This is a genomic window from Enterococcus sp. 9D6_DIV0238, from assembly GCF_002174455.2.
GTDB lineage: Bacteria > Bacillota > Bacilli > Lactobacillales > Enterococcaceae > Enterococcus_L > Enterococcus_L dunnyi.
The window spans coordinates 1,428,780-1,451,382 of record NZ_CP147246.1; the positions used below are offsets into that span (position 1 = coordinate 1,428,780).

A 22,603-nucleotide genomic window follows, 5' to 3' on the forward strand; every position below is an offset into this window, starting at 1 on the left:
CATAAAAAAAGAAGACCGAAGTCTTCTTTTTACACAGTATTTATAAACATAAATAGATAAAATCTTCTCCACAAAAATATTTATCCGACACGCCTACATCCGGTAGGTATGATTAAACATATGTGCCTCTGTGGATTGGTCAATCACTAGCCGTCAAAACGGAACAGCAAAGCTGTCTGATTGAGTCAACTCGTCGCATGAAGCTACTTTAACATAAATACTCTTTAAACGCAACAGAGATTCTTCAGCCAATCTGACCTTCTTTTAGCCATTGCGTATACAGATCATCTACTAAAGTAACTGTCTGAAGGGTCATCTCTTTCGTCATTATCGGACTTTCAATCATCCCTTGGTTCAAACAGCTATTCACATGATCGATCTCAAATTCAAATTCGCTTTCAAAATCAGCAGTTAACTTTTCCTGTTTGCCATTATTGTAATAAATCATCGCCTCACGTGCTTTCCAAAACTCTGGAATTTCGATTCTGCCTTTTTCACCATAAATCGTCATTTTGCTCGGAATATCTACTTTAACAGAAATAAAAATATTCCCTAATACTTGATTTTGAAATTTTAAGCTCAAATTTGCTTGATCATCTGTTTGGCCTTTTTCAGCAGTTGCGTTTCCATAATACTCCGTAATCTTTTGTCCCAACAAAAACTGCATATACTGGATCGGGTAACTGCCTGAGCCATGTAGCGCTCCGCCACCTGCTGTCAAAGAATGGAACCATGAAATATGATCGACACTCGGATAGGTCGTTACAGACTGTAATAGCTGAATACGTCCAATTTTCTGCTGCTCGATTGCCTCTTTGACTTGCATAGTGACAGGTAGAAATACTGCTTTTTGAGCTTCCATCAAAAAACAACCATTCTTTTCTGCTAACTCAAAAAGTTCTACTGCCTGCTTACTATCGAGCGTAAAAGGTTTCTCCACCAGCACGTGCTTACCATGCAGCAATACTTGTTTTGCACTTTCATAATGACCTTTATTATAGGTTGCTACATAAATAATATCGATCTCTTGATCCTGATACAATTCTTCATAACTTCCATAAGCTTTTGGAATAGCTAAGTCTGTTGCCATTTTTTTTGCTTTTGTCAAAGATCTTGAAGCAATCGCAGTTGCTTCACCTTGATGGCTTTTTCTGATTCCCTGAACAAAACGAGGCACAATTTGAGCTGTACTTAAAATCCCATAACGAATCGGTCTCATTCATCTCAACTCCTTTTCTCTACTATAGCTATTATTCACTATAATTTCAAAAAACCTCTATTTTATCACTTACAAAAAAAAACTGGAAGTACAGATAATGAATGTCTCCCAGCCGATCGATTATTAACATTTTAAAGCATCGATACAGATTTCCCCAACAGTTTCCCAATATCGCTTATCTGCAAATAAAAAATGCCTATGTACAACTTACTTATGTATCACTTTTACTTAACGAATACCAATACTGATTTTCAACGCCTGATCGACCTTCAGCATATCATCATCCTGTAACTGACAAATTTTATGCAAAATTCGTTCTTTATCCAGCGTTCGGATTTGCTCTAGTAATACCAAAGACGGCGTCATCCGATCTTCATGCGGAATATCTACTTTCACCTGTGTCGGCTGCATTTTCTTATTCACATTCCTCGTGATCGGAGCAACAATCAATGTCGGACTAAATAGATTTCCCTTATTATTTTGGATAATCAATACAGGTCTTATCCCGCCTTGCTCTGAACCAATCACAGGTGAGAGATTCGCATAAAATATTTCTCCTCTTCGTATCATCGTAATTTATCACCCCTTATTCACAAAACACTATTTTTGTAAATTATATCATGCTTTTACATTGGAATTTTTCAATATTTTATGCTATTTACTAAAAACTTTGATAATCTCTATAAAAGGAAAATTTGATGAGAAAAACCTTTCAGATAGTTGTTCTTCCAAAAAGATATTTTATTCAAATATACTTAACGAACTATAAATAAAATCGAATATAAAAAAGACATTCCGTTCATAAAAAAATGATTTTCTCTAAAAAAGAGAAACTTCCTTTATATATATGGATTTACATAAATAAAAAATAACGTTTAAATATTATAGATATCAACTGTTACGTTTTCATTTTGATTTCATATAAATGATTTTCATATGCAAATAATACAAAATAATTTGTTTTTATTAATCATAAAAAAAGATGATATTTCCTCCTCATTAAATTCTAATAAAAAAAGAGTGACTGGGTTATAACTCGTAGAGTTATAATCCAGTCACTTCAAAAACAGATAAACGATGGAAACAGATGGAAGGCTTTCTTATTTCTTGATTCCCGAAATTGAAAACTTCTGTTCCAACCTCCTAAAAACTTGATCATTCGATCTTCTATCCTAATTTTTTCCAATCGCTTGTATTCACCATTCAGCGTTCTTCCTTTTCTTCATCAGATTCAGAATCTGCTCCAGAAGAGTTATTCGCTTTGGGAGTAGCTGCTCCAGCCAAATTACCTAAACTAATATCAAGTCCAACAGTATATTCCAAAGGAACATACTGATTATATGCGCTCACCCCTACAACTGTTCCTTTAGGTTCAGCAGAATCTACATATCTCACAGTATATCGAATATTCGCTCCTTTAGATTGAAATTCTTCATAGAAATATTTTTGTAGATCTCCTTCGACCGTATTGTTCCTCAAATCTTTCAAGTAAGGCTGCCCTGCTGAGTAATACACATCCACCTTTAAATCATCTTTACTAGTCAACGTTGTTCCAGCTTCAACACTTTGGGAAATCAGTTGACCATAAGGAACATTCGCGGTAAAAATCGTTTTCGCCTTGACAGTCAAGCCTTCTACAGCAGAACCAGCTTCTTCCTGTGTATATTCAGAAAAATTCGGTACCACATATCCTTTACCTAAAGAAACTGTGACAGTCATGCTGTCTTTTTTAGCTATCTTCTGATCTTTGGCAATACTTTGTGAGATAATACTTTCCGCTGGTATTTCTGCTGAACTAGCCTCCTCGTATGTCACCTTGATTTCATTGGTCTTCGCCCAGCTCTCAACTTCTGCTTTCGGCTTTTTGGTGAAATCAGGAACAGAAATATTCTTTTCAAACGTTTCTTTGCCTTTTGAATAATACATATTTGCTTTATCTTTACGTTTATAGTTTTCCTTCTTGACTTCTTTATTGACGATTTCAAAACGAATCGATTTGCCTTTTTCCAACGTCTCATTGTATTCGTCGATCAGAGAAATATTATCTGCATGGTTCTTTTTGATCCATTGTTCTGCTTCTGATTTTTTCATCGTCATAAAATCAGGTAATGTCAATTTTTCTTCCGGATCTGCACCTAAACTAGCTGTGACTTTTAGCTCAGAGCCTTTTTTGATCTTGCTGCCTTTTTTTGATTTTTGTGTAATCACTTTATTCGTCTCGACATTCTTATCGTATTTCTGTTCAACATCGATCTTTACCTTATTTTCAGTTGCCCATGTTCGTGCTTCAGCTAAGTCTTTCCCAGAAAAATCTGGTACTTTAACATGCGTCATTTGATAATAAGTGAAATAGACAACGCCTAACAAAATGATTGCACCGATTCCAATCAGTATAAACTTTTTTTTGCGTTTTTGATGATACGTTGGATCGATCTGCGTTTCAGAATCCACTTGGCTTCTGCTCATGGTTGGAATGATCTCATCGGCCGCTTGAAAATCATTGGCTGGCTCCACAAATGTTTCTGTGGGCTTATCTACCACGTTACGCGGCAGCGATTCTTGCTTTTGTATTCGTTCTTCTTGTTTTGTCTGTTGCTTCTTCTCTTTAGTTTCCTTATAGCTGTCTTTATTGAAATTTGATAAAAAATCACTCATTCAACATCAACTCACCTTGCTTTAGAAAATAAGTTTTATCTGATTGATTCGCAATTTCATTCGAGTGGGTAACAACGATCACACATTTATTATGTGTTTCAGCTAGATCTTTGAAAATATCGACAATTTCCTGCTCCATTCCCTCATCCAAATTCCCGGTAGGTTCATCTGCAAGAATAATATCGACATTTGTCGCTAAAGCTCTGGCAATCGCCACACGTTGCTGCTCTCCACCTGACAGCTGTCCCACTAAACGATCCGCTTTACTTTTATTGATCCCAATATAATCCAATAAATTATACGCGACCTCACGATCATCCTTCGGCATATCATTATCTGTGATCGACATAGCAACTAAGACATTTTCTAAAGCAGTCAGATACGGCACTAAATTGTAGCTTTGAAAGATGATACTAATGTCATCTCTGCGGTATTTTTCCAAACCGATTTCCTTGATATTTTGCCCTTTATACAGTACTTCACCCGATTTAGGTTCATCTAATGCACTGATCAAAGAAAGAAAGGTCGTCTTTCCCGACCCTGATTGCCCTAAGATGGTGTAAAATTGTCCCTGATCAAAATTGATCGATGTATCCTGTAAAATCATCCGGCGTTTGTCCCCGTCCTGATAAAAATAGCTCACGTTTTTTGCTTGTAAAATTGTCATTCTGATTTCCTCCTACATCATGATTTTCTTTGGATTCAGCCTTAAAACATACGTCAAAGGCAAAACAGCAGAGAATAAAACTGTACTTAATCCGGCAATCAAAAATGTTATGATGTAGCTAAAAGAAAATCTCACTTCATAAGCTCCTGTCACTTCTTCACTTGTTAAATTCGGCATATTAGTCGTTCCGCCCATCATCATCATACCATTCGTACTTGCGCTTTCAGTTTGTGAAAAAGCATCACTGGCAACTAAGGATTCTGAAACCATTTTTCCAAGAAAATTCCCTGTTACTAAGGACAAACACATTGCAACTAGACTGATCAGCAATAATTCGATCAAAATCTGCTGCATCACCTTCATTCTGCTTTCTCCTAAAGAAAGATAAATACCAAGCTCATGTTTACGATCACGTAAAAATAGAATGACCACTAAAGAAATGATCAATAACGTCGCACCGATCGCTAAAACAACCACGTAACCGGAAATTTTCGACATCTTTTTGACCGTACCGCCAACTTGATCATATTGATCTGTTGAGGCATTCAATTTGTAGCCCTCAGGAATACTCGCTTTAGCTTCTTCTTTAAAGGCTTCCACATCTTCCGGAGATTTTAAGTTATACGTAGGTGTGATTTGAACAGTATCTTCAAATGTCGCCTCTGAGCCATCTGTATTTTTATAACGATCCGGCAATAACTCTTTCCCTTTATCAAATTCAACTTTACTGATTGCTTTTACAGCATCATTTGGCATATATACTGTATTGAATTGTTCTGTTTCTAAAAATTGTTCATTGACTCCTTGCTTTTCTTTGTCATCTGACTTTTTCTTTTCCACACTGGCAGGTTCAAAAATACCAATGATCTCAACGGGATGGTCTTGACTCCCAACTTCTTCTGTTGAGCCGTCAGCTTTATAATCGACTATTGAGCTATCTAAAACTACTTTATCACCAACATTGAACCCATTTTCTTCTGCGACTTTCTTTGAAATAATTGCAACGTCTTTTCCATTGTTGATTTCATCTTGCTTAAAGGTTCTACCTTCAATCAATTTCACATTCTTATCTTTAAAATCCAATGGCTCTAATAAATTCGTCCCTTTAAGATTCAGCATATTCGACATATTACTGACTACACCAGAATTTTCCTGTTCATAGGTTTTGATTTTTTTTACGAACAACGTCGTTTTCACATTGTAATCAAAATCCTTGACGTATGTTGATTTTCCTAATTGTTTAATGGTTTCTTCTTTTAATGTACCTGGAGAAAACGACTGTCCTTCTTCCATCATTTTGTCAAAGTCCAATTCAACTGTGACCATCGCACCTAGATCATTTTTGATTTTCTTTTCTACATTTGCCGAAGATTGCTGGATCGCAATAGATCCCGCAATGACATTTCCTAAAATGAAAATAACAGCAAATAGAATAATCGATTTTCCTTTTCTTCTTGTTACACTACATAATGCCCGATTCCAATAATTCATACATTTTTCCTTCCCATCGTACAATCTCTCTATTGATCTGGGAAGAAAGGGGTCCTTTTACATCCCGTCAATTTCCGTATTGTCCTTGATAAATGATAGCTTCCCACCATTCAGCCCCCATAATTCATCTACATAAGCTGCAATTTTTTGCGATTGCGAACCAATGATGATGCACTTGTTTTCATTTTTTGCATATACACATAAATAAGCCATGATCGCCTCTAGAGAAAGCTCACTTAGCGTCTTTTCCGGAGCATCTAATAGAATGATTTCGGGATCATTCAACGTAGCTTTTGCTAAAGATACTCTTTGCTGATCTGCGGCAGACAGTTTTTTGATTTTTTTACTTGCTTGTTTTTCATTTATTCCTACTTCTTTTAGCCGTTTAAGAAACTGTTCTGTATCATTTACTTGCCTCCAGGACAGCAGCTTGAACATCGTTAGTGCACTCGCATCAGAAAGTAGATTATATTGCTGAAAAACTGTGCCGACTTCTTTTCTACGGTAACGATCTCGGTCTATTTTTTGAAAATTCTGATTTTTAAACAGAATATCACCGCTAGAAATTTTGCCGAATCCTGCTAAAAGAGCTAGTAGAGCTGTCTTTTCAGCATTATTTTCCCCTAAAATCCCATAAACTTTTCCTGCTGAAAAATCCACTGTGATCCCTTTTAACATTGTCACTTTACTTTTTTTATGTGTATAAACTATATTTTTAAGAGAGAGAATCGTCACTCGTCTAAATTCCTTTCTAACAAAAACTCTATTGGGTCAAATTTAACGATCTTATAGCTGTCGATCAAACTAATACTTACGATGAATAGACTGGTGATCACTAAAAGCAGTAGGAGAGCGCTCCCATTGATCTCAATTGGAACTGAGTTGATAGATGTCAAAGATTCATTGATCATCGCATTTGAAATCTGTTCAAAATCTCCAATCATATTTTTTTGACTATTCAGCTGCCAATCTGCAATCGTTTGAACTGCAAAGACAACTGATCCAAAACTTACCACAATACTCACCGCTGCCACGAAAAGCAATTCAACAAACCTACTCATTATCAATTCTCTATTTGCAATACCAGCATTTTTTAATAAATAGATTTCTATTTGTGACTGTTTGAACCGACTAGCTGAAAATAATGTAAGTCCCACTACTCCAAAAATCAAACTACCTAAAAATAGACTCCCCGACAAAATCTTCATGCTGTTTACTGGACTTAGCAACAACTTTTTATTCGTATCGTTGGTCATGACATAGTAATTTTTCAGACTATCCATACTTTTCATTTTTTTCAAGAATGTTTGACTGCTTTTTACATCTTTAAACTTATAAGAAGCTGTGATATAGCCTAATTGTTCGAAGTTTTTCATCCCTTCAACGGTATCCCAGTTGGTAAAAATATCATTTTCTTGAAATATCCCCCATCCAGAAGTCGTTGTTGTCCCAGCTCTCTTTTTTGATCGGTAGGTTCCCGCGATAGTCAACCGCTTCTTTTCTTTCTGACCATCAACTGTCGTCGATATCTGAATCGTATCGCCAACCTGTAGATCATTTAATTCAGCCAAGTCATGACTGATCAAGCATTCATTCAAGCCAAGATTCGCTGTTCCAGTGATGACTTCCTGATTACGCTGAAAAAGTTCCTGTACAAGTCCTTCTTTATCCAAGCCCTGCATGATACCCATGATTTCCTGTGTCATTTGATTTGCAGCACTATCAAAAGTTTCCATCTGGAGTTGCCCTTTTTCATCAAGAGGTTTTAAGTGTTCGAATGAGACTTGTATATTCCCTACTACCTTTGTTTGATCGATAGAATCTGATTGACCTAATTTAAGATATTCCTCTTTTGTTAGTTTTTCTTCATGCGCTGCATTTAAATCTGTCGGCAAAATCGTTACGATTGGTGTAAAATGCTGTGCGTATCCTTCTGCAAATTTCTTGGTTGAAGTAAAAATGAGTCCCGCTGATAAAGCTATAAAAATTAAAAACAGCAATAAACTTCCAATCAACATGTGCTGCCAGCAATGTCTTTTTACATTTAAAAGCGCATGTTTTAAGACGAGCATCTTCCTGCTCCACTCCTTTCTTGAACCTACTATAACAAATCGATTGTTAACTGAATGTTAACTTTGAGAAATTTGCGGAAATGACAGATAAAAAGTTGAGCCCTCATCTTTTTTACTATCCACATAAACAAATCCCTGACATAACTTACATACATGCGAAACAACTGATAAGCCGATTCCATAGCCATCCTGTTTTAAAGCATTGATTCGAAAACGATGAGTAAAAATCGTATGTTGTCGCTCGAGTTCGATTCCTTTGCCTCGATCTTTGATTTTGACTATGACGCTCCCTTTTTTACAACTAACAACAACATCAATTGGTTTGCCTTCTCCATATTTGATAGCATTATCTACTAAATTTGAAACAGCTCTGTAGATCCAGCGGTTTTTCCCTAAGATAAATGTTGATTCAGCTTCTTCAAACGTAAATGATAGTGTAGGATAACTTTTTTGATAAGCATCACAGACCTCTGCGCAAATCAGCGATACATCTACCTGTTCACTGGAAGACTCTTCCACATTGTTGGACAAGGTCAACACATCGTCGATACTGTCCGTCAGACGATCTAAAATAGACAGATTTCCAGATTCATTTGCCTCCAACTCCAAATTCGCTCTTAAAATCGCGATCGCATTTTTTTGTTCATGCGTTAAATAGCTGCTCAGCCGTTTGTAATCATCCAAATTCCCATCAAGTTTGTCTTTCAATTGTTTAAAAGCGTGAGCAACAGCTTTATCTTCAACATTTTTTTCATTAAATTTTTCTAAAAACTGTAGATCATGAATGATCCGGACCATTTGTTTTGTATAGATCCGCCGTAAAACCACCCATAAGCTTATCGTTAAAAGCAGTAATGCACATGAAACGAGTAAAATAATCAAAGGTAAATACTTCAAAAACGAATTCATGTATATTTCATCCAATGTTTCTGTACTCACCATCTCTTCGGCTGCAAATTCGATGCTCTCAGCTGGTTGAAAATCTGTCAGTTGATTTGTTTTTACAACATAAACTGCCGAACCGATCGACTCCCCAATGTTAAGTGACTGCCAGTTGGTTTTAAGCGCAAAAAAGCCGCCGCTGATAATTAAAATAATAAAAAAAGCAAAGGTAATGATCGTTAAACCGATTTTGAATGTTACTCGCATAATTGATATCCTTTCGCACGAATTGTTTTAAGCAAGTCTTTTCCTGAAGCTTGGGCAAGCTGCTTTTTTAGTCTAGCCATATGGACCCTCAAGACAGAAGAAAAAGGGTTAAAATTTTCATCATAAACGTGTTCAGCAATCTCCTCTGTTGAAACAACAGCCGGATGCTTTTGTGCAATGCATAAAAGAATATCGAATTCTTTCGGTTTTAAAGCAATTTCGTGCATCCCATAACTTGCACACCGTTTAACAGGATCTATCATCAATTCATTGATCTTGATTTGCGGTGTTGCCCGTCCATGGAATCTTCGGACAACTGCCCGAATCCGCGCAGTCAATTCAAGCAACTCAAAGGGTTTTACTAAATAGTCATCTGCACCAAAATCAAGACCTTTCGCTCGTTCCTCTATTTCATCCCTTGCAGTAATAATAATGATTGGACTATCGATGGCCTTTTCTCTCAAAAAATGTAAGATTGCCAATCCATCTTTATCTGGTAAATTTAAATCTAACAAAATAGCATCATATGTATTTACATAAGCTTTTTCTTCTCCTTCTAGACCAGTAAAAGCCAGATCTACTAAAAATTTTTCTCGCTCTAATCCTTTTTGTACAGAGAAAGCTAACTCACGATTATCCTCAATGACCAAGACACGCATTCAATCACCCTTTCCAACTTTTCTTTTACATGCTGATAGATACCTCATACGATACTATAATCCGGAACGCTTTGTCTATGTTCCTTTTTTGAAGTTTTTGTAAAATAACAAAAACACAAGTAGAAGCACTCGATTTTCTCAAGCGTTTTTACTTGTGTTTTTTATCAACTCTATTCTAGATTTCGTTTAAAATACTTGCAACTTTCGTAGTGATCAAATCGATCGCTACATGATTTTCTCCGCCTTCCGGCACAATGACATCTGCATAGCGTTTCGTCGGTTCAATAAATTGATGATACATTGGTTTGACGACGGTCAAGTATTGTTCAATAACGGAGTCCAGTGTTCTGCCCCGTTCTTCCATATCACGCTTGATCCTGCGAATGATTCGAATATCATCGTCTGTATCCACGTACAATTTGATATCCATCAGCTCTCTCAAACGTTGGTCTTCCAAAATCAGAATCCCTTCTAAAATAATCACTTCTTTTGGTTCCTGAATCAAAACATCCGAGCTTCTTGTATGCGCAACATAATCATACACAGGTTTTTCAATGGTTTGATAAGCGATCAATTGTTTTAAATGTTCAATCAGTAAATCTGTATCAAACGCAAAAGGATGATCATAATTAGTCGTCAGTCTTTCTTCAAAACTTAAATGGCTCTGATCTTTATAATAAGAATCCTGCTCCAACATCATAATCGAATGATTCGGGAAATGATTAAAAATTGCTCGACTCACGCTGGTTTTTCCACTACCAGATCCACCAGTTACACCAATCACGATTGGTTGATTATTTTTCATTCAGCGAAACCTCTCTCTTAACGTAATAGTCATAATAACCTTTATCTATTATAATAGAAACAAGAGAGATTACCACAATTTTATGTACATTTTTTGATAAAATCATTTTAATTGAAAACAAATCAGCTTCTAAAAAGGAGGAAACCATGCTTATAAGAAAAGTGGAAACATTTACCCCTACTCACTTAGAATTACTTCTATCTGCTGATCCAAATAAAGAATTAGTCGAAGAATACATCAAACGCAGCTTTTGTTTTGAATCATTAGACGATGGTCACGTTACCGGCATTGTCGTTTTGCTTCCCACAAGACCAGAAACATTGGAGATCGTAAACATTGCTGTTTTAGAACAATTTCAAGGGCAAGGGATCGGTGAACAGTTGATTTCCTTTGCCCTTACTCAAGCAAAAGAGCATTCGTATAAAACAGTTGAGATCGGTACTGGCAGTACAAGTTTTGGTCAATTGTATCTTTATCAAAAATGCGGCTTTCGCATGACTGGTATCGACCGAGATTTTTTTATACGGCATTATGATGAGGAAATTTTAGAAAATAAACTAGTTTTAAAAGACATGGTACGTTTGAGCATCGATGTTTAAATAAAGAAATGCGATAGCAGTTGTTTAGATCGGAACAATACGAAAAGTGTAGAACAAGACCTAAATTTAGGTCTTGTTCTACACTTTTGTTTACTGTACATTCATTTTAATCCGCTAAAATCGTGAAGATATCATCCAGCTTACTGATCTCATATGTTGGTTGGATCACGCCATCTGTTGCTTGGTTCTCTGGATTGAGCCAAAGCGTTTGGATATCTGCTTTGTTTCCTCCTTGAATATCAGAGGCCAGAGAATCTCCAATGATCATTGTCTTTTCTCGATCAAAGTTTGGAATTCGATCAAATACATAATCAAAATATTCTTTCATCGGCTTTTGATACCCTACTTCTTCTGACACAAAAATATCATCGAAAAAAGGAGTCATCTGTGAATCTTTTAGTCGTTGATATTGGGTTTTAGCAACACCATTTGTTACGATATATAATTCATAATCTGGTCTTAAGCGAGAAATGATCTCTTTACTATTTCCTAATAAATCATGCCCTTGACTCAAATGATAGCGATATTTTTCACCCATCTGTTTCCCATCGACTTTTTTCCCATATTGCTCAAACAGTAGACTAAAACGAGTATCTATCACTGTTTTTTTATCCGTTTTACCTTGTTCAAATTCTCGCCAAAGTCGATGATTGATTTTTTTATAGGTTGTTTCGATTTCTTCTGTCAAAGGAATTTCTTCTTCTTGAAATAGAGCATGTAGTGCTTTTTTCTCTGTCAACTTAAAATCTAATAGCGTATCATCAACATCAAATAGTAGTGTTTTAAATTTCATTTTCTAGACTCTTTTCTTTTTTTATGAATAGTGAAATAAGGAAGTAGGCGCGTAAGCTCCTGTTGGTTCAACGGGCGATATTGTCCTAATGCTAATGTATCATCAAGGACTAACGGTCCCATTGTAATACGTTTTAAATACGTCACTTTTTTCCCGACAGACAAAAACATCTTCTTGACCTGATGAAATTTTCCCTCTGTGATATCCAGATAGGCTCGACTTTCATTTATTGTAGAAGTCAATATTATTAACTCAGCAGCTTTACATATTTCTCCGTCAGAAAATACGATTCCTTTTTCAAAGGCAATCTGATCAGCTTTCGTCAATGGCTCATTTACGATGACTTCATAGCGTTTCAATACTTTTTTATGAGGCAGCAGCAACTGATACCCTAATTGACCATTATCTGTAATAAGCAACAGCCCTTCTGTATCACGATCTAGTCTACCTACTGGATATAATCCGTTTCTTTGATCATTTGGCTTGATCAAATCGATCACGGTTTGATGCTTAGCATCCTTTACGGCTGTGACGATTCCCTGAGGTTTATTCAGCATATAATAAACGTGGGTCTGATTTTCTATCTTACGACCGCCCACAACGACTTCCTGCAATGAAGCATCTACATTCAGACTCTCATCTAGGATCGTTCGTCCATCTACACAAACCTGCTTACTTTTGATCAAGGCTTTGACTTTTCTTTTGGAGCCTATTTTTTCCTGCTCTAATAGCTTATCTAAACGCATTTATTTTCCTCATTTCCCTTAATAGTTTAGTATACACAAGCTCGTTTGAAAAGGATAATGTTTTTTCGCTTCCCTTGACTTAACTTTAGATTAGGGTTATGGTTGATATAGAAAGTGAATAAGGTTTCTCAAAAACAGCGTAATGACCTGGGAGAGAATAAGGTATCATATGGAATTTTCCCTGGATGATTGTGCACAATTATTCGGGATTTTTTGTTTTTGCGGTACGTTTTGTAGAAGCTGCTTGTTCGTTTCATAGATGAACAGAAAACCTTAGCTACGTTTTAAGCTTTACATGTTTACACCTGTGTCAGCAAGACATTTATATTCCATCATGTTGCGTTTTGCAGATAACCAACTATGAATTCACTTGGTTTATCTAGCTTTGCGAGTCCATCTCGTTCAGCTTTTAAATTTAAGGAGGAATTTAGGTTATGTCAGTATCATTAGAAGTTAAAGAAAGAGCTGTCCGTCCACGTTCACTAAGAAATCAACTACGTCACTCTGGTCAAGTTCCTGCCGTCGTTTATGGATATGAGATCGAAAGTACTCCTATTTCCGTTGAAGAAAAGGAATTGACCAAAATTTTGCGTGATAATGGTGTCAATGCCGTGATCACAATGACTGTCGGGGGCAAAAAAATCAATACATTGATGTATAAAGCCCAATTAGATACCTTTACAGGCCAAATGAAACACGTTGAATTTTTGGCTGTAAATATGAAAGAAGCTACAGAAGTTGAAGCTGAAATAGTTTTAGTCGGCGAATCTGCCGGCGTTAAATCAGGCGGTGTTTTAGCACAAAACCTGTATAACGTTCTTGTTTCAGCAACTCCAGATAAATTACCAGAACGTGTTGAAGTCGACATCACAGACTTAGCGATCGGTGACGCAATTACCGTTGCTGATCTACCTAAGAATAATGATTACGACATCATCACGGAAGCAGAAGAACAAATAGCAGCTGTGGTAGAAGCTCAAGCAGCTGAAGAAGAAGCTCCAGAAGAAGCAGCAGAACCTACTGTGATCGGTGAAAAAGAAGAATAATCAATAGAACAGAGTTGCTGAACTCTGATGAGTAACATCTGATTCTATCATCTATTTGAGTTTAGAGAGCGGGACAAAACTGAGTTTTGGTTTTTGTTCCGCCCTTTTTTGCGATTTTTCTGAAGTATCTGGCTTTCGGGTACCGTTTATTAAGAATTAAATGATGGAACAAAACTGTTTTCGTCAATTTCGAGCATGATAGTTGCTTTTTTTAGCAAACTTTCCGGAAGCTTGTTTTTCTGAAATAAGGTATACTGTTTGTATTAGATCGTTAAAGGAGGTCAAATAGATGGTTGAAACTTTTGATAAACAACGCAGACGTTATGCTTCTTTAGGGGTGGTCGAGCGTTTACCTGGTGCTTTGATCGATAGTATTTGGTTGATCATCGATATCGATTTGAAAGGTCTCGTGCCGCTAACCAACATGTTGTACTTTGATTTGATCGATAATGATGGGAAAGTGACGATTCATTTTTCACAGGAAATCAGTGATGTCCAAATGGCCATTGACTTACCTTTTCCTTACTCCGATGAATATCCCTCACAAGTCTTCGCTTTTGATGATGGGAATAAAGAAACGATCCTACTGCCTGCGGAAATGCTTGAATAAACACCTAAAAAAAGGCGACCAGATAAGCAACTACTGCTCACCTGGTCGTCTCTTTTTTTACGCCATTCGTTTTACAATAAATGAATAAATCGCAATACAGATGACGGCACCAATCAATGCTGAGATGATTGGGAATCCGCCAATAACGGGGCCGAAGCTACCTAATAATTTCGTTCCTACCCAGCTTCCGATAAAACCGACGATGATGTTTCCAATGACACCGCCTGGGACATCTCTACCTAAAATCGCTCCGGCGATCGCACCTAGTACACCACCGACGATCAATGACCAAATAAAGCTTAACATTTAGCTTCTCCTCCTTCGTTCACTTTATGCTAACGTACGTGAATTCGTTTCACTTTGATTATTTTCTTCTGCTGGTTCTTTTTTCTTGCCTTCAAATTTTTCCTTGTACTGTTCTTTCGTCATGACATCATCAACATTCATATTGAATTCGATCACATCTAAACCAGTCATGTTTTTTACTTCATCTGCTACTTTTTTAGTTGCAGTATCAAAGACTTCGGCGATATTTTTACCATATTCACCAATAACATCTAAATCGATCGCTACTTGTTTTGTTCCAACCTCAGCATTGATTCCTTTCGTCGGGTTGTTGCCGTTTGTAAATCTGTCAGTTAAGTTTGAAATGGCATTTCCGCTCAAGCCCAAAATTCCAGGAATTTCTGAAACAGCAATACCAGCGATTTTTTTCACAACCTGATCGTCGAATGTCAATTTTGTTTTGATGCCATTCTCATTGATTACTTCTGTGGTGCTTTCATTTGCTTTGTTATCCATTTTGTACTCAACCTTTCTTTATCATCTATTTTTACCTCTCAAAAAAAGCTTGGATCGTTGCTAAAATTGAGGAGATAGAGCGTTTTTCATCTTGCATCGTTCCAATCAATAAGCCGATTCCTGTAAAAAAGAATAGCACGAGCGTTTTCCAAAAACCGATCGTCATGAATAAAACAGCGATCACCAAGAAAAGACCTGTAAAAAACAATTGATTACGATAGGGTGCTAGTGCAAGCAATTTTTTCATGATCTTCTCTCCTTTAGATTACACGTGTACCTTTTTTATTGTCGACAACTGTAGAATCATTCTTTTGTTTTTTAAAGACGATCTTTGTTTTGTTGACTTCGATGTTTGCCATTTGCTTAAAAGACAGTATCAGTTTTTCTCGAATTTGTTTACTCTTGCTCAAAAATGCTTCCTGTTCAAGATCAGATAGAATCACATCAATATTTGCCATTTCCGCTTTGGACAACTTAACTTTCACTTGGACCGTATCAGTTTTAACGATCTCTTTTACTGAAGAACGGGCGATCGCTTCCAACGTTTGCACTGGTAAATCGATTTGCCCCATCGTTTTAGGAATGTGTATGACCTTTTTAGTTACTGGTTTGAATACGATCAGTAAAAAAATCAGTCCTGTTAAAACCAATAGAACAAATAATAGTCCCTGATAAAAATACACAAGCCAATCAGACTGGAGCAATAAATTTTGGAAGAAGGTGCTCACAACGCCTAGATCGACAATCTGGGAATATAGACCAACGATTCCAAATATACCTGCTATCAATAATAGTGAGATGATTCCTTTCAGTAGCCGCATCGCTTTTCCCTCCGTCGTTGTGTTTACTTTTGCAAAAGTTTTTTCCTAATTCCTTATGTTTTATGGTAAACGCATCTTTCAACAATTACAAAAGATACGCACAAATCCTTTTTCAGCACTCTTTTCACAGGCTATAAAAAAGCGAAAATGAGTCCATGACAAAACTATTCTCTAGCTTTGTCATGGACTCATCCCAACTTTTCATTTATTCAACGTACGCTAAACGATAGGAAACGGTTCTTCCAAAAGGAAATACTTGAAGATCTTTCAATTTATCTGCTTTCAGATAACCAATCGCACCTTGATATAGCGGTAACACAGCTGCATCTTTTTCAATCAAGGTTTCTTCTAACTCTTTTAATTTATCCCAACGTTTTTCTGGTTCATTCGCTAAAGTGATTCTAGCATCATTTAAGCCTTTATCATACTCTGGATTATCATAACCAGCTGTATTTAGTCCACTCTTCGAATCATAAAATTCTAAAAAGTTGATTGGATCTGCATAATCTGGTGTCCATGTACCAAAAACTAAATCGAAATTGCTCGCTGTTTGTAAGTCTAAACGATTTTGCAAAGGAACTGATTTCAATGTGATTTTTAGTCCTGGTAGATTTTGCTGCAGTTGTCCTTGAACATACTCGATCGTTTTCTTTGCAAGTGCGGAATCTGCGGAAAGTAATTCCAATTCGATTTGATCTTTGCCTAGTTCTTTTTTAGCAGTTTCCCAGCTTTTTTGTGCAGCTTTGACATCATAAGCTAAAAAGTCCCCATTTTCTTTACGGAAATCTTCTCCCGTTTCAGGATCTTTCGCAAAATCTTTTGGTACAAAACCATTGATAGCAGTCGATCCATCGCCTAAAATATCCTTAGCAAATGTTTCCTTATCGATCGCTTGCAAAATTGCTTTTCGGGCATTGACATTGCCCGTTACTTCTCGTTTATGGTTTGGACTTAAATAGCCGACCATCGCCTTTGGAACAAAGTTGGCTTGCGGTGAGTCTTTGTATTGTAAAGCATAAGTGTCTGCTAAAACAGTATAGTCTAAATCACCTGCGTCAAACAGATTTGTCCCTGTACCGATTTCTTTGACGACTTGAACGTTGATCGTATCAAGTTTGACATTTTCTTGATCCCAGTAATCTTTGTTTTTGGTTAATTTCCAGGTTTCTGTGTTGCCATCCCAGCCTGAAATTACGAACGGACCATTTCCGACAAAGTTATCTGCTGATGTACCATAAGCATCGCCTTTTTCTTTGACAAATTTTTCATTTTTAGGCATAAAAGGTGTTCCAACCAATACTTGAGACAAATAAGGGATCGGGTACTCTAATGTCATCTCCAAGGTCTGATCATCGACTGCTTTTACACCAAGCTCATCAACAGATGCCTGACCTTCACGGATTTTTCGACCATTTTTGAAGATATCCATCTGATTACTGCTGCTTGAACCAAAGCTTGGATCTACAACGTTTTTAAAAGCAGAGACAAAATCTCCAGCAACAACTGGATCTCCATTACTCCATTTTGTTTCTTTGAGTTTAAATGTATAAACCAACCCATCATCGCTCACTTTAGGCTCACTTGCAGCTACAGCAAGTTCTGGATCATCATTTTTATCCATTCTATAAAGCCCTTCAACTACTTGTCCGATCATATCAGAACTATACACATCTGTATAGTGCGCACTATCCAAAGTAGATAGTTCGCCACCGGATGCTACTTGGATCACTTGTTCTGTATTACCTGCTTCTTTTTTTCCAGATGAGTCTGTTGCTCCATTATTCCCACCACAGGCTGTCAGCATCAAGGCAGCCAACAACACAACGACGCCTAACTTTTTCTTCATTATTCAAATCCTCCTCTATTTTATAATTTTTTTACTACATATCGAAAAACAGCCATTTCTTGTTCTAAATGATCATAAGCAAAATCTGGATGCCACTGTACACCCAAAAAAGCAAAGCTCGGATCTTTACTTTCAATACCTTCAACAATACCGTCTTCACTAAGTGCTGTAACTTTCAACGGATCAGCTATTTTTTTTACCGCTTGAAAATGAAAGGAATTGACTGTTGTTTCTTCACCATAGATTTTACGTAAAATACTGCGTTCTTTCGTTTGGATGCGATGGGTCGGTATTTGCCTTGCCACCGGTACCTGCATGTGAGCGATCTTCTTATCTGATACGTGACTGATATCCTGATACAAACTTCCACCTAACGCGACATTCATCAGCTGCAGGCCGCGGCAAACTGCAAAAATCGGCTTTTTTTGTCTAAGTGCTTCTTCGATCAAGGCTAGTTCAAATTGATCTCTTTCATCAGAAAGTCCTGCCTCTTTTACCTGAACGCTCTCTCCATAAAGCTTAGGTGATACATTTTGTCCACCAGCTAGGATCAGTTTATCTATTTGGCTAATATACTCTTTCGCTAAATCAGGAGCACCAACTGGTAACAAAAGCGGCAGTCCACCAGCATTTTGTACCGCTTTCACATATCCCTGAGGTGTATAGCTGATCGGCAAGTGATACAATGTCGCTCCTGCATCAGTCATTTCATTTGCCGCAATTCCTATGATCGCTCGTTTCACCCTGCCTCACCTCTCTATCATTTCCATTAATAATTGTACATAAGTGTATCAGATACATATAGGAAAGGATAGTAGGAATTGCACAGGGGCGATAGTTTTTAACTATCACGATTCACTTACTTTTTGATAGAAAGTGTCTACTATAGTGTACCTCACTTTACGCTTTTCGTTAATTTTTATGCCTAGTTCATTCATTTTCAGAATTTTCTAAACAATATGTTATTGACAATCTTGTCGGCTGGTGGTAAAGTTATAAAAAACAAAGAACAGAAGAGTACCTTTATTAGTTCATTCAAGAGAGTCTTTGGCTGGTGGAAAAAGACAGGAAGATAAAGCGAACCACATCTGGGAGTTAACTTTTTGAACAACAAGTAGGAAAGTTCGGGTATGCTCGTTACAGCATTGAAGTCAATGACTTCTTGAGGTTATCGTTGTGAGACGATAATAAAAAAAGGTGGAACCACGATTTTACGTCCTTTGGCATTGATGCCAAAGGACTTTTTATTTTTTTAAGTAAACGGCCAATAAACAAGAACACAATGAATAAAACCAAAACATAGGATCAGAACAAGTACTCCTCGATCATTTCCTGACAGAGATTTCTTCATTTGCTGAAAGAAGAAACTGGAAACCGTTGACGAACACATCTGATTTGTCAGTTTCTGAAGTCAGTAAGAAGCTGCGGTATTCTCCGTTATCAGAAAAGAGTTTTTAAACAGCATAAAACTCTATTTATTTTTTTAAGTAAACGGCCAATAAACAAGAACACAATGAATAAAACCAAAACATAGGATCAGAACAAGTACTCCTCGATCATTTCCTGACAGAGATTTCTTCATTTGCTGAAAGAAGAAACTGGAAACCGTTGACGAACACATCTGATTTGTCAGTTTCTGAAGTCAGTAAGAAGCTGCGGTATTCTCCGTTATCAGAAAAGAGTTTTTAAACAGCATAAAACTCTATGAGGTCAATATTGTGAGATATTGATAAATTGAGGTGGAACCACGTATTTTCGTCCTCTTGGTACTTTTTACCAAGAGGATTTTTTTGTTTTACTTATTATATAGTCAAAAAATGGAGGAGTTATTATGGAGTATATTTTAGAAATCATGCCAGCTTTATTGGATGGCGCAGTAATGACATTGAAGGTTTTCATTTTCACTTTACTAGGGTCGATCCCTTTAGGTATCCTAGTTGCTTTTGCCTTACAAACGAACTTTAAGCCACTGCAATGGTTGATCAATATTTATATTTGGTTGATGCGGGGAACTCCTTTGCTGTTGCAATTGATTTTCGTTTTTTATGGGCTTCCTTTGATCGGAATCGTTTTTGAACGATATGACGCAGCCTTATTTGCCTTTATTTTGAATTATGCTGCTTACTTTGCTGAAATATTTCGTGGAGGAATCCAGTCGATTCCAGAAGGACAATATGAAGCAGCCAAGGTCCTTCGTTTAACTAAATTTCAGACCGTTACCAAAATCATTTTGCCTCAGGTAGTTAAAGTCGTCTTACCTTCTATTGGTAATGAAGTCATCAATTTAGTCAAGGATACTTCATTGATCTACGTTCTTGGTTTAGGTGATCTACTGCGGGCCGGAAAAATCGCGATGAGCCGCGATGTCAGCTTACTGCCTTTGGTTCTAGTTGGAATCATCTATCTTTTGTTGACAGCTGTTTTAACATTAGCTTCGAAAAAATTGGAAAAACATTATCAGTATTATAAATAGAGTAGGCTGTTCTTATTATTTATCAAGGCTTAGTGGTTTGTTCTGCTTTTGCTGAGAATCACAGCGAAAATAGTTGAGCTGATGACGAACAGTACAAGACTCTCAAAGAAAGTGTTGATCATTTGTATTATCCAGCTGCACAGGCAAGCTCTTCGGAAAAAAGATAAATAATGTGTGAGGCAAAAAGCACCACAAACAGTATTTCCTATTTTTCTGTCAGAGCTGGACAAGCCTGTTCCGCTTTTACTGAGAAACACAGTGAATAAAATGAACTGATGTTGAACAGTACAAGACTTTCAAAGAAAGTGTTGATCATTTGTCATATCCAGCTGCACAAATCAATCCTTGGGAAAATAGATAAATTGCCAGTGAGACAAAAAGCGTCTCAAAGTCAATTTCCTAATTTTCTACAGGATTATGCGATTTGTTCCGCTTTTAATGCTATCCAGCTACATGAGTCAGTCTCTCGAGAAAAAGATAAAACCTGAATGAGGCAAAGAGCGCCTCAGTCATGTTTTCCTTTTTTCTAGTCGAGACTAAGCGGACTCATTCCGCTTTTAAATCAAGGAGGAATTTCTATGCTACTTATTAAAAATTTAACGAAAAGTTTTGATGGTCGTAAGATCATCGATCAATTGAATTTAGAAATCAAAGATGGTGAGATTTTAACGATCGTCGGTCCTTCCGGCGGCGGGAAAACAACGTTGTTACGCTGTTTAGCCGGCTTGGAATCAATTGATTCTGGTGAATTGGTCATGGATGGTACAGCTTTTGATCCTGTTGCGATGGATAATGCAGATCAAGTTGTCGGCATCGTTTTTCAGGATTTCCAATTATTTCCTCATCTTTCTGTCTTAGAGAATATCACTTTGGCACCAATACTTTCATTAAAACAAACGAAAGAAGCAAGTAGCGCAGAAGCTATGGAACTATTGACAAAATTTGGCTTAAGCGGCAAAGAAGACTTGTACCCTTATCAATTATCGGGCGGTCAAAAACAGCGCGTTGCGCTTGCCCGAGCGTTAGCAATGAAGCCAAAAATATTGGGCTACGATGAACCAACAAGTGCACTTGATCCTGAGTTACGACAACAAGTAGAAGAGGTCATCTTAACGCTAAAAGAGCAAGGAATGACACAAATCGTTGTTACCCACGATATGACATTTGCTGAAAATATTGCAGATAATCTACTGAAAGTCACACCTGTTCAGTAGAAAGGAGAACTACTATGAAGAAAAAAAGACTGTTTACTATAATGACCATTGCTATACTTTTTATTCTGATGATTTCTGGCTGTGGCAGAAAAAAAACTGATGTTGATCAGTGGTCTCGTATCAATCATGAAAAAAGAGTGATCGTCGGATTGGATGATTCTTTTGTTCCAATGGGATTTCAAAATAAAGCTGGAAAAATCATTGGTTTTGATGTTGATTTAGCTAGAGCTGTATTTGATCAATACGGTATTGAAGTTGATTTCCAACCGATCGACTGGTCCATGAAGGAAAACGAACTACAGAATCAAACAATCGATCTGATTTGGAATGGCTATTCTAAAAGTGCCGAACGGGAAGAAAAAGTCCTGTTCAGTGATGAATATATGAAAAATGAACAAGTCGTTGTTTCATTGAAGAAGAATCAAATCAATAGCTTTGCTGACATGGAAGGAAAAATCTTAGGTGCTCAAAATGGCTCTTCTGGTTATCATAGCTTTGAAGAACAGCCAAAAATCTTAAAAGATAAGGTCAAAGATCAAACGGCAATTTTATATGATGGCTTCAATGAAGCGTTTATGGATTTGAAATCTGGACGGATCGATGGACTTCTGATCGACCGAGTATACGCTAACTATTATCTTTCTCACGAGGATAACTTAGCTGATTATTCAATTATCAGTGGTGATTATGAAAGTGAGGCTTTTGCAGTTGGTTTGAGAAAATCAGATCAGATACTTGCTAAAAAAATCAATACCGCCTTTGAAGAGCTAAAAAAATCAGGCGAACTTGCAAAAATTTCTACAAAATGGTTTGGAGAAGACGTCACCAAATAAAAGAGCGAGACAAAAGCAGCCCTTCTTATTTCTCAGAGCAGCTTTTGTCTCGCCGTTTATCTGGACTCTTCTTTTCAAGAATTCCTTACACAAGAACATACAAA

The 22,603-nt window shown here is 37.0% G+C and carries 24 protein-coding genes and 2 other annotated features; of the genes, 6 read left to right on the forward strand and 18 right to left on the reverse strand.

Annotated features, from left to right (window positions below; translation table 11 throughout):
* Positions 1 to 244 precede the first annotated feature (244 nt).
* The 10 genes from A5889_RS06785 to udk all read right to left on the reverse strand — a co-directional run bounded on the left by A5889_RS06785 (position 245) and on the right by udk (position 10,717).
* The gene (locus tag A5889_RS06785) at positions 245 to 1,219 is read right to left on the reverse strand and encodes a Gfo/Idh/MocA family protein (protein WP_087640847.1); all 975 of its coding nucleotides are present in this window, start codon (positions 1,217 to 1,219) and stop codon (positions 245 to 247) included.
* 228 nt (positions 1,220 to 1,447) lie between these two features.
* Positions 1,448 to 1,789, reverse strand: coding sequence for a type II toxin-antitoxin system PemK/MazF family toxin (locus A5889_RS06790; protein WP_087640846.1), 342 nt, complete (start codon positions 1,787 to 1,789; stop codon positions 1,448 to 1,450).
* Between the two features lie 633 nt (positions 1,790 to 2,422).
* Positions 2,423 to 3,874 carry a PASTA domain-containing protein gene (locus A5889_RS06795; RefSeq protein WP_087640845.1) on the reverse strand — a complete coding sequence of 484 codons (1,452 nt, stop codon included), beginning with the start codon at positions 3,872 to 3,874 and terminating at the stop codon, positions 2,423 to 2,425.
* Entirely contained in the window at positions 3,867 to 4,541 is a 675-nt protein-coding gene (locus A5889_RS06800) for an ABC transporter ATP-binding protein (RefSeq protein ID WP_087640844.1), read from the reverse strand. The genes A5889_RS06795 and A5889_RS06800 overlap by 8 nt, the downstream gene beginning before the upstream one ends.
* A 12-nt stretch (positions 4,542 to 4,553) precedes the next feature.
* Entirely contained in the window at positions 4,554 to 6,032 is a 1,479-nt protein-coding gene (locus A5889_RS06805; RefSeq protein ID WP_087640843.1) for an ABC transporter permease, read from the reverse strand.
* A gap of 57 nt (positions 6,033 to 6,089) precedes the next feature.
* The gene (locus tag A5889_RS06810) at positions 6,090 to 6,710 is read right to left on the reverse strand and encodes an ATP-binding cassette domain-containing protein (RefSeq protein WP_087641535.1); all 621 of its coding nucleotides are present in this window, start codon (positions 6,708 to 6,710) and stop codon (positions 6,090 to 6,092) included.
* A 53-nt stretch (positions 6,711 to 6,763) separates the two neighbouring features.
* Entirely contained in the window at positions 6,764 to 8,104 is a 1,341-nt protein-coding gene (locus A5889_RS06815; protein ID WP_087640842.1) for an ABC transporter permease, read from the reverse strand.
* A gap of 57 nt (positions 8,105 to 8,161) precedes the next feature.
* Positions 8,162 to 9,253, reverse strand: a complete 1,092-nt coding sequence (locus tag A5889_RS06820) for a sensor histidine kinase (RefSeq protein ID WP_087640841.1) — start codon at positions 9,251 to 9,253, stop codon at positions 8,162 to 8,164.
* Positions 9,244 to 9,912 (reverse strand): response regulator transcription factor, encoded by a 669-nt coding sequence (locus tag A5889_RS06825; RefSeq protein ID WP_087640840.1) that lies wholly within the window; start codon positions 9,910 to 9,912, stop codon positions 9,244 to 9,246. The genes A5889_RS06820 and A5889_RS06825 overlap by 10 nt, the downstream gene beginning before the upstream one ends.
* Before the next feature lie 175 nt (positions 9,913 to 10,087).
* On the reverse strand, positions 10,088 to 10,717 hold the full coding sequence (udk, locus tag A5889_RS06830) for a uridine kinase (protein WP_087640839.1): 630 nt from the start codon (positions 10,715 to 10,717) through the stop codon (positions 10,088 to 10,090).
* 146 nt (positions 10,718 to 10,863) lie between these two features.
* Between udk and A5889_RS06835 the strand changes: the two genes are divergently transcribed.
* Entirely contained in the window at positions 10,864 to 11,316 is a 453-nt protein-coding gene (locus A5889_RS06835) for a GNAT family N-acetyltransferase (RefSeq protein WP_087640838.1), read from the forward strand.
* A 106-nt stretch (positions 11,317 to 11,422) separates the two neighbouring features.
* On the opposite strand, the gene A5889_RS06840 is transcribed toward A5889_RS06835, so the two are convergent.
* Positions 11,423 to 12,109 carry a YjjG family noncanonical pyrimidine nucleotidase gene (locus A5889_RS06840; protein WP_087640837.1) on the reverse strand — a complete coding sequence of 229 codons (687 nt, stop codon included), beginning with the start codon at positions 12,107 to 12,109 and terminating at the stop codon, positions 11,423 to 11,425.
* On the reverse strand, positions 12,106 to 12,855 hold the full coding sequence (locus A5889_RS06845) for a 16S rRNA pseudouridine(516) synthase (RefSeq protein WP_087640836.1): 750 nt from the start codon (positions 12,853 to 12,855) through the stop codon (positions 12,106 to 12,108). Before A5889_RS06845 ends, A5889_RS06840 begins: the two co-directional genes overlap by 4 nt.
* 434 nt (positions 12,856 to 13,289) lie before the next feature.
* Between A5889_RS06845 and A5889_RS06850 the strand changes: the two genes are divergently transcribed.
* The gene (locus A5889_RS06850) at positions 13,290 to 13,901 is read left to right on the forward strand and encodes a 50S ribosomal protein L25/general stress protein Ctc (protein WP_087640835.1); all 612 of its coding nucleotides are present in this window, start codon (positions 13,290 to 13,292) and stop codon (positions 13,899 to 13,901) included.
* A 289-nt stretch (positions 13,902 to 14,190) separates the two neighbouring features.
* Positions 14,191 to 14,511 carry a DUF960 domain-containing protein gene (locus A5889_RS06855; protein WP_087640834.1) on the forward strand — a complete coding sequence of 107 codons (321 nt, stop codon included), beginning with the start codon at positions 14,191 to 14,193 and terminating at the stop codon, positions 14,509 to 14,511.
* A 57-nt stretch (positions 14,512 to 14,568) separates the two neighbouring features.
* Here A5889_RS06855 and A5889_RS06860 read toward each other — a convergent pair whose 3' ends face one another.
* The 6 genes from A5889_RS06860 to A5889_RS06885 all read right to left on the reverse strand — a co-directional run bounded on the left by A5889_RS06860 (position 14,569) and on the right by A5889_RS06885 (position 18,722).
* Positions 14,569 to 14,817 (reverse strand): GlsB/YeaQ/YmgE family stress response membrane protein, encoded by a 249-nt coding sequence (locus A5889_RS06860; RefSeq protein WP_087640833.1) that lies wholly within the window; start codon positions 14,815 to 14,817, stop codon positions 14,569 to 14,571.
* A gap of 24 nt (positions 14,818 to 14,841) precedes the next feature.
* Positions 14,842 to 15,312 (reverse strand): Asp23/Gls24 family envelope stress response protein, encoded by a 471-nt coding sequence (locus tag A5889_RS06865; protein WP_087640832.1) that lies wholly within the window; start codon positions 15,310 to 15,312, stop codon positions 14,842 to 14,844.
* 31 nt (positions 15,313 to 15,343) lie between these two features.
* Positions 15,344 to 15,559: a DUF2273 domain-containing protein gene (locus A5889_RS06870; protein WP_087640831.1), complete on the reverse strand. Its 216-nt coding sequence runs from the start codon at positions 15,557 to 15,559 to the stop codon at positions 15,344 to 15,346.
* A 13-nt stretch (positions 15,560 to 15,572) separates the two neighbouring features.
* The gene (amaP, locus tag A5889_RS06875; RefSeq protein ID WP_087640830.1) at positions 15,573 to 16,133 is read right to left on the reverse strand and encodes an alkaline shock response membrane anchor protein AmaP; all 561 of its coding nucleotides are present in this window, start codon (positions 16,131 to 16,133) and stop codon (positions 15,573 to 15,575) included.
* A 205-nt stretch (positions 16,134 to 16,338) separates the two neighbouring features.
* Positions 16,339 to 17,979: a peptide ABC transporter substrate-binding protein gene (locus tag A5889_RS06880; RefSeq protein ID WP_087640829.1), complete on the reverse strand. Its 1,641-nt coding sequence runs from the start codon at positions 17,977 to 17,979 to the stop codon at positions 16,339 to 16,341.
* 20 nt (positions 17,980 to 17,999) lie between these two features.
* The gene (locus tag A5889_RS06885; protein ID WP_087640828.1) at positions 18,000 to 18,722 is read right to left on the reverse strand and encodes a gamma-glutamyl-gamma-aminobutyrate hydrolase family protein; all 723 of its coding nucleotides are present in this window, start codon (positions 18,720 to 18,722) and stop codon (positions 18,000 to 18,002) included.
* 253 nt (positions 18,723 to 18,975) lie between these two features.
* Positions 18,976 to 19,203 (forward strand) — a binding site (T-box leader).
* A 299-nt stretch (positions 19,204 to 19,502) separates the two neighbouring features.
* Positions 19,503 to 19,745 (forward strand) — a binding site (T-box leader).
* Positions 19,746 to 19,810: 65 nt separating this feature from the next.
* Here A5889_RS06885 and A5889_RS06890 point away from each other — a divergent pair.
* The 3 genes from A5889_RS06890 (at position 19,811) to A5889_RS06900 (ending at position 22,499) form a co-directional block, all read left to right on the forward strand.
* Positions 19,811 to 20,452: an amino acid ABC transporter permease gene (locus A5889_RS06890; RefSeq protein WP_087640827.1), complete on the forward strand. Its 642-nt coding sequence runs from the start codon at positions 19,811 to 19,813 to the stop codon at positions 20,450 to 20,452.
* A gap of 578 nt (positions 20,453 to 21,030) precedes the next feature.
* Positions 21,031 to 21,666, forward strand: a complete 636-nt coding sequence (locus tag A5889_RS06895) for an amino acid ABC transporter ATP-binding protein (RefSeq protein ID WP_087640826.1) — start codon at positions 21,031 to 21,033, stop codon at positions 21,664 to 21,666.
* A 14-nt stretch (positions 21,667 to 21,680) separates the two neighbouring features.
* Entirely contained in the window at positions 21,681 to 22,499 is an 819-nt protein-coding gene (locus A5889_RS06900) for an amino acid ABC transporter substrate-binding protein (RefSeq protein WP_087640825.1), read from the forward strand.
* The last annotated feature ends 104 nt before the right edge of the window (positions 22,500 to 22,603 follow it).

Bases quoted from the DNA above. Each gene is read 5' to 3' on its own strand.
- A5889_RS06785 (WP_087640847.1), bottom strand. From the start codon at position 1,219: ATGAGACCGATTCGTTATGGGATTTTAAGTACAGCTCAAATTGTGCCT.
- A5889_RS06790 (WP_087640846.1), bottom strand. From the start codon at position 1,789: ATGATACGAAGAGGAGAAATATTTTATGCGAATCTCTCACCTGTGATT.
- A5889_RS06795 (WP_087640845.1), bottom strand. From the start codon at position 3,874: ATGAGTGATTTTTTATCAAATTTCAATAAAGACAGCTATAAGGAAACT.
- A5889_RS06800 (WP_087640844.1), bottom strand. From the start codon at position 4,541: ATGACAATTTTACAAGCAAAAAACGTGAGCTATTTTTATCAGGACGGG.
- A5889_RS06805 (WP_087640843.1), bottom strand. From the start codon at position 6,032: ATGAATTATTGGAATCGGGCATTATGTAGTGTAACAAGAAGAAAAGGA.
- A5889_RS06810 (WP_087641535.1), bottom strand. From the start codon at position 6,710: ATGTTAAAAGGGATCACAGTGGATTTTTCAGCAGGAAAAGTTTATGGG.
- A5889_RS06815 (WP_087640842.1), bottom strand. From the start codon at position 8,104: ATGCTCGTCTTAAAACATGCGCTTTTAAATGTAAAAAGACATTGCTGG.
- A5889_RS06820 (WP_087640841.1), bottom strand. From the start codon at position 9,253: ATGCGAGTAACATTCAAAATCGGTTTAACGATCATTACCTTTGCTTTT.
- A5889_RS06825 (WP_087640840.1), bottom strand. From the start codon at position 9,912: ATGCGTGTCTTGGTCATTGAGGATAATCGTGAGTTAGCTTTCTCTGTA.
- udk (WP_087640839.1), bottom strand. From the start codon at position 10,717: ATGAAAAATAATCAACCAATCGTGATTGGTGTAACTGGTGGATCTGGT.
- A5889_RS06835 (WP_087640838.1), top strand. From the start codon at position 10,864: ATGCTTATAAGAAAAGTGGAAACATTTACCCCTACTCACTTAGAATTA.
- A5889_RS06840 (WP_087640837.1), bottom strand. From the start codon at position 12,109: ATGAAATTTAAAACACTACTATTTGATGTTGATGATACGCTATTAGAT.
- A5889_RS06845 (WP_087640836.1), bottom strand. From the start codon at position 12,855: ATGCGTTTAGATAAGCTATTAGAGCAGGAAAAAATAGGCTCCAAAAGA.
- A5889_RS06850 (WP_087640835.1), top strand. From the start codon at position 13,290: ATGTCAGTATCATTAGAAGTTAAAGAAAGAGCTGTCCGTCCACGTTCA.
- A5889_RS06855 (WP_087640834.1), top strand. From the start codon at position 14,191: ATGGTTGAAACTTTTGATAAACAACGCAGACGTTATGCTTCTTTAGGG.
- A5889_RS06860 (WP_087640833.1), bottom strand. From the start codon at position 14,817: ATGTTAAGCTTTATTTGGTCATTGATCGTCGGTGGTGTACTAGGTGCG.
- A5889_RS06865 (WP_087640832.1), bottom strand. From the start codon at position 15,312: ATGGATAACAAAGCAAATGAAAGCACCACAGAAGTAATCAATGAGAAT.
- A5889_RS06870 (WP_087640831.1), bottom strand. From the start codon at position 15,559: ATGAAAAAATTGCTTGCACTAGCACCCTATCGTAATCAATTGTTTTTT.
- amaP (WP_087640830.1), bottom strand. From the start codon at position 16,133: ATGCGGCTACTGAAAGGAATCATCTCACTATTATTGATAGCAGGTATA.
- A5889_RS06880 (WP_087640829.1), bottom strand. From the start codon at position 17,979: ATGAAGAAAAAGTTAGGCGTCGTTGTGTTGTTGGCTGCCTTGATGCTG.
- A5889_RS06890 (WP_087640827.1), top strand. From the start codon at position 19,811: ATGGAGTATATTTTAGAAATCATGCCAGCTTTATTGGATGGCGCAGTA.
- A5889_RS06895 (WP_087640826.1), top strand. From the start codon at position 21,031: ATGCTACTTATTAAAAATTTAACGAAAAGTTTTGATGGTCGTAAGATC.
- A5889_RS06900 (WP_087640825.1), top strand. From the start codon at position 21,681: ATGAAGAAAAAAAGACTGTTTACTATAATGACCATTGCTATACTTTTT.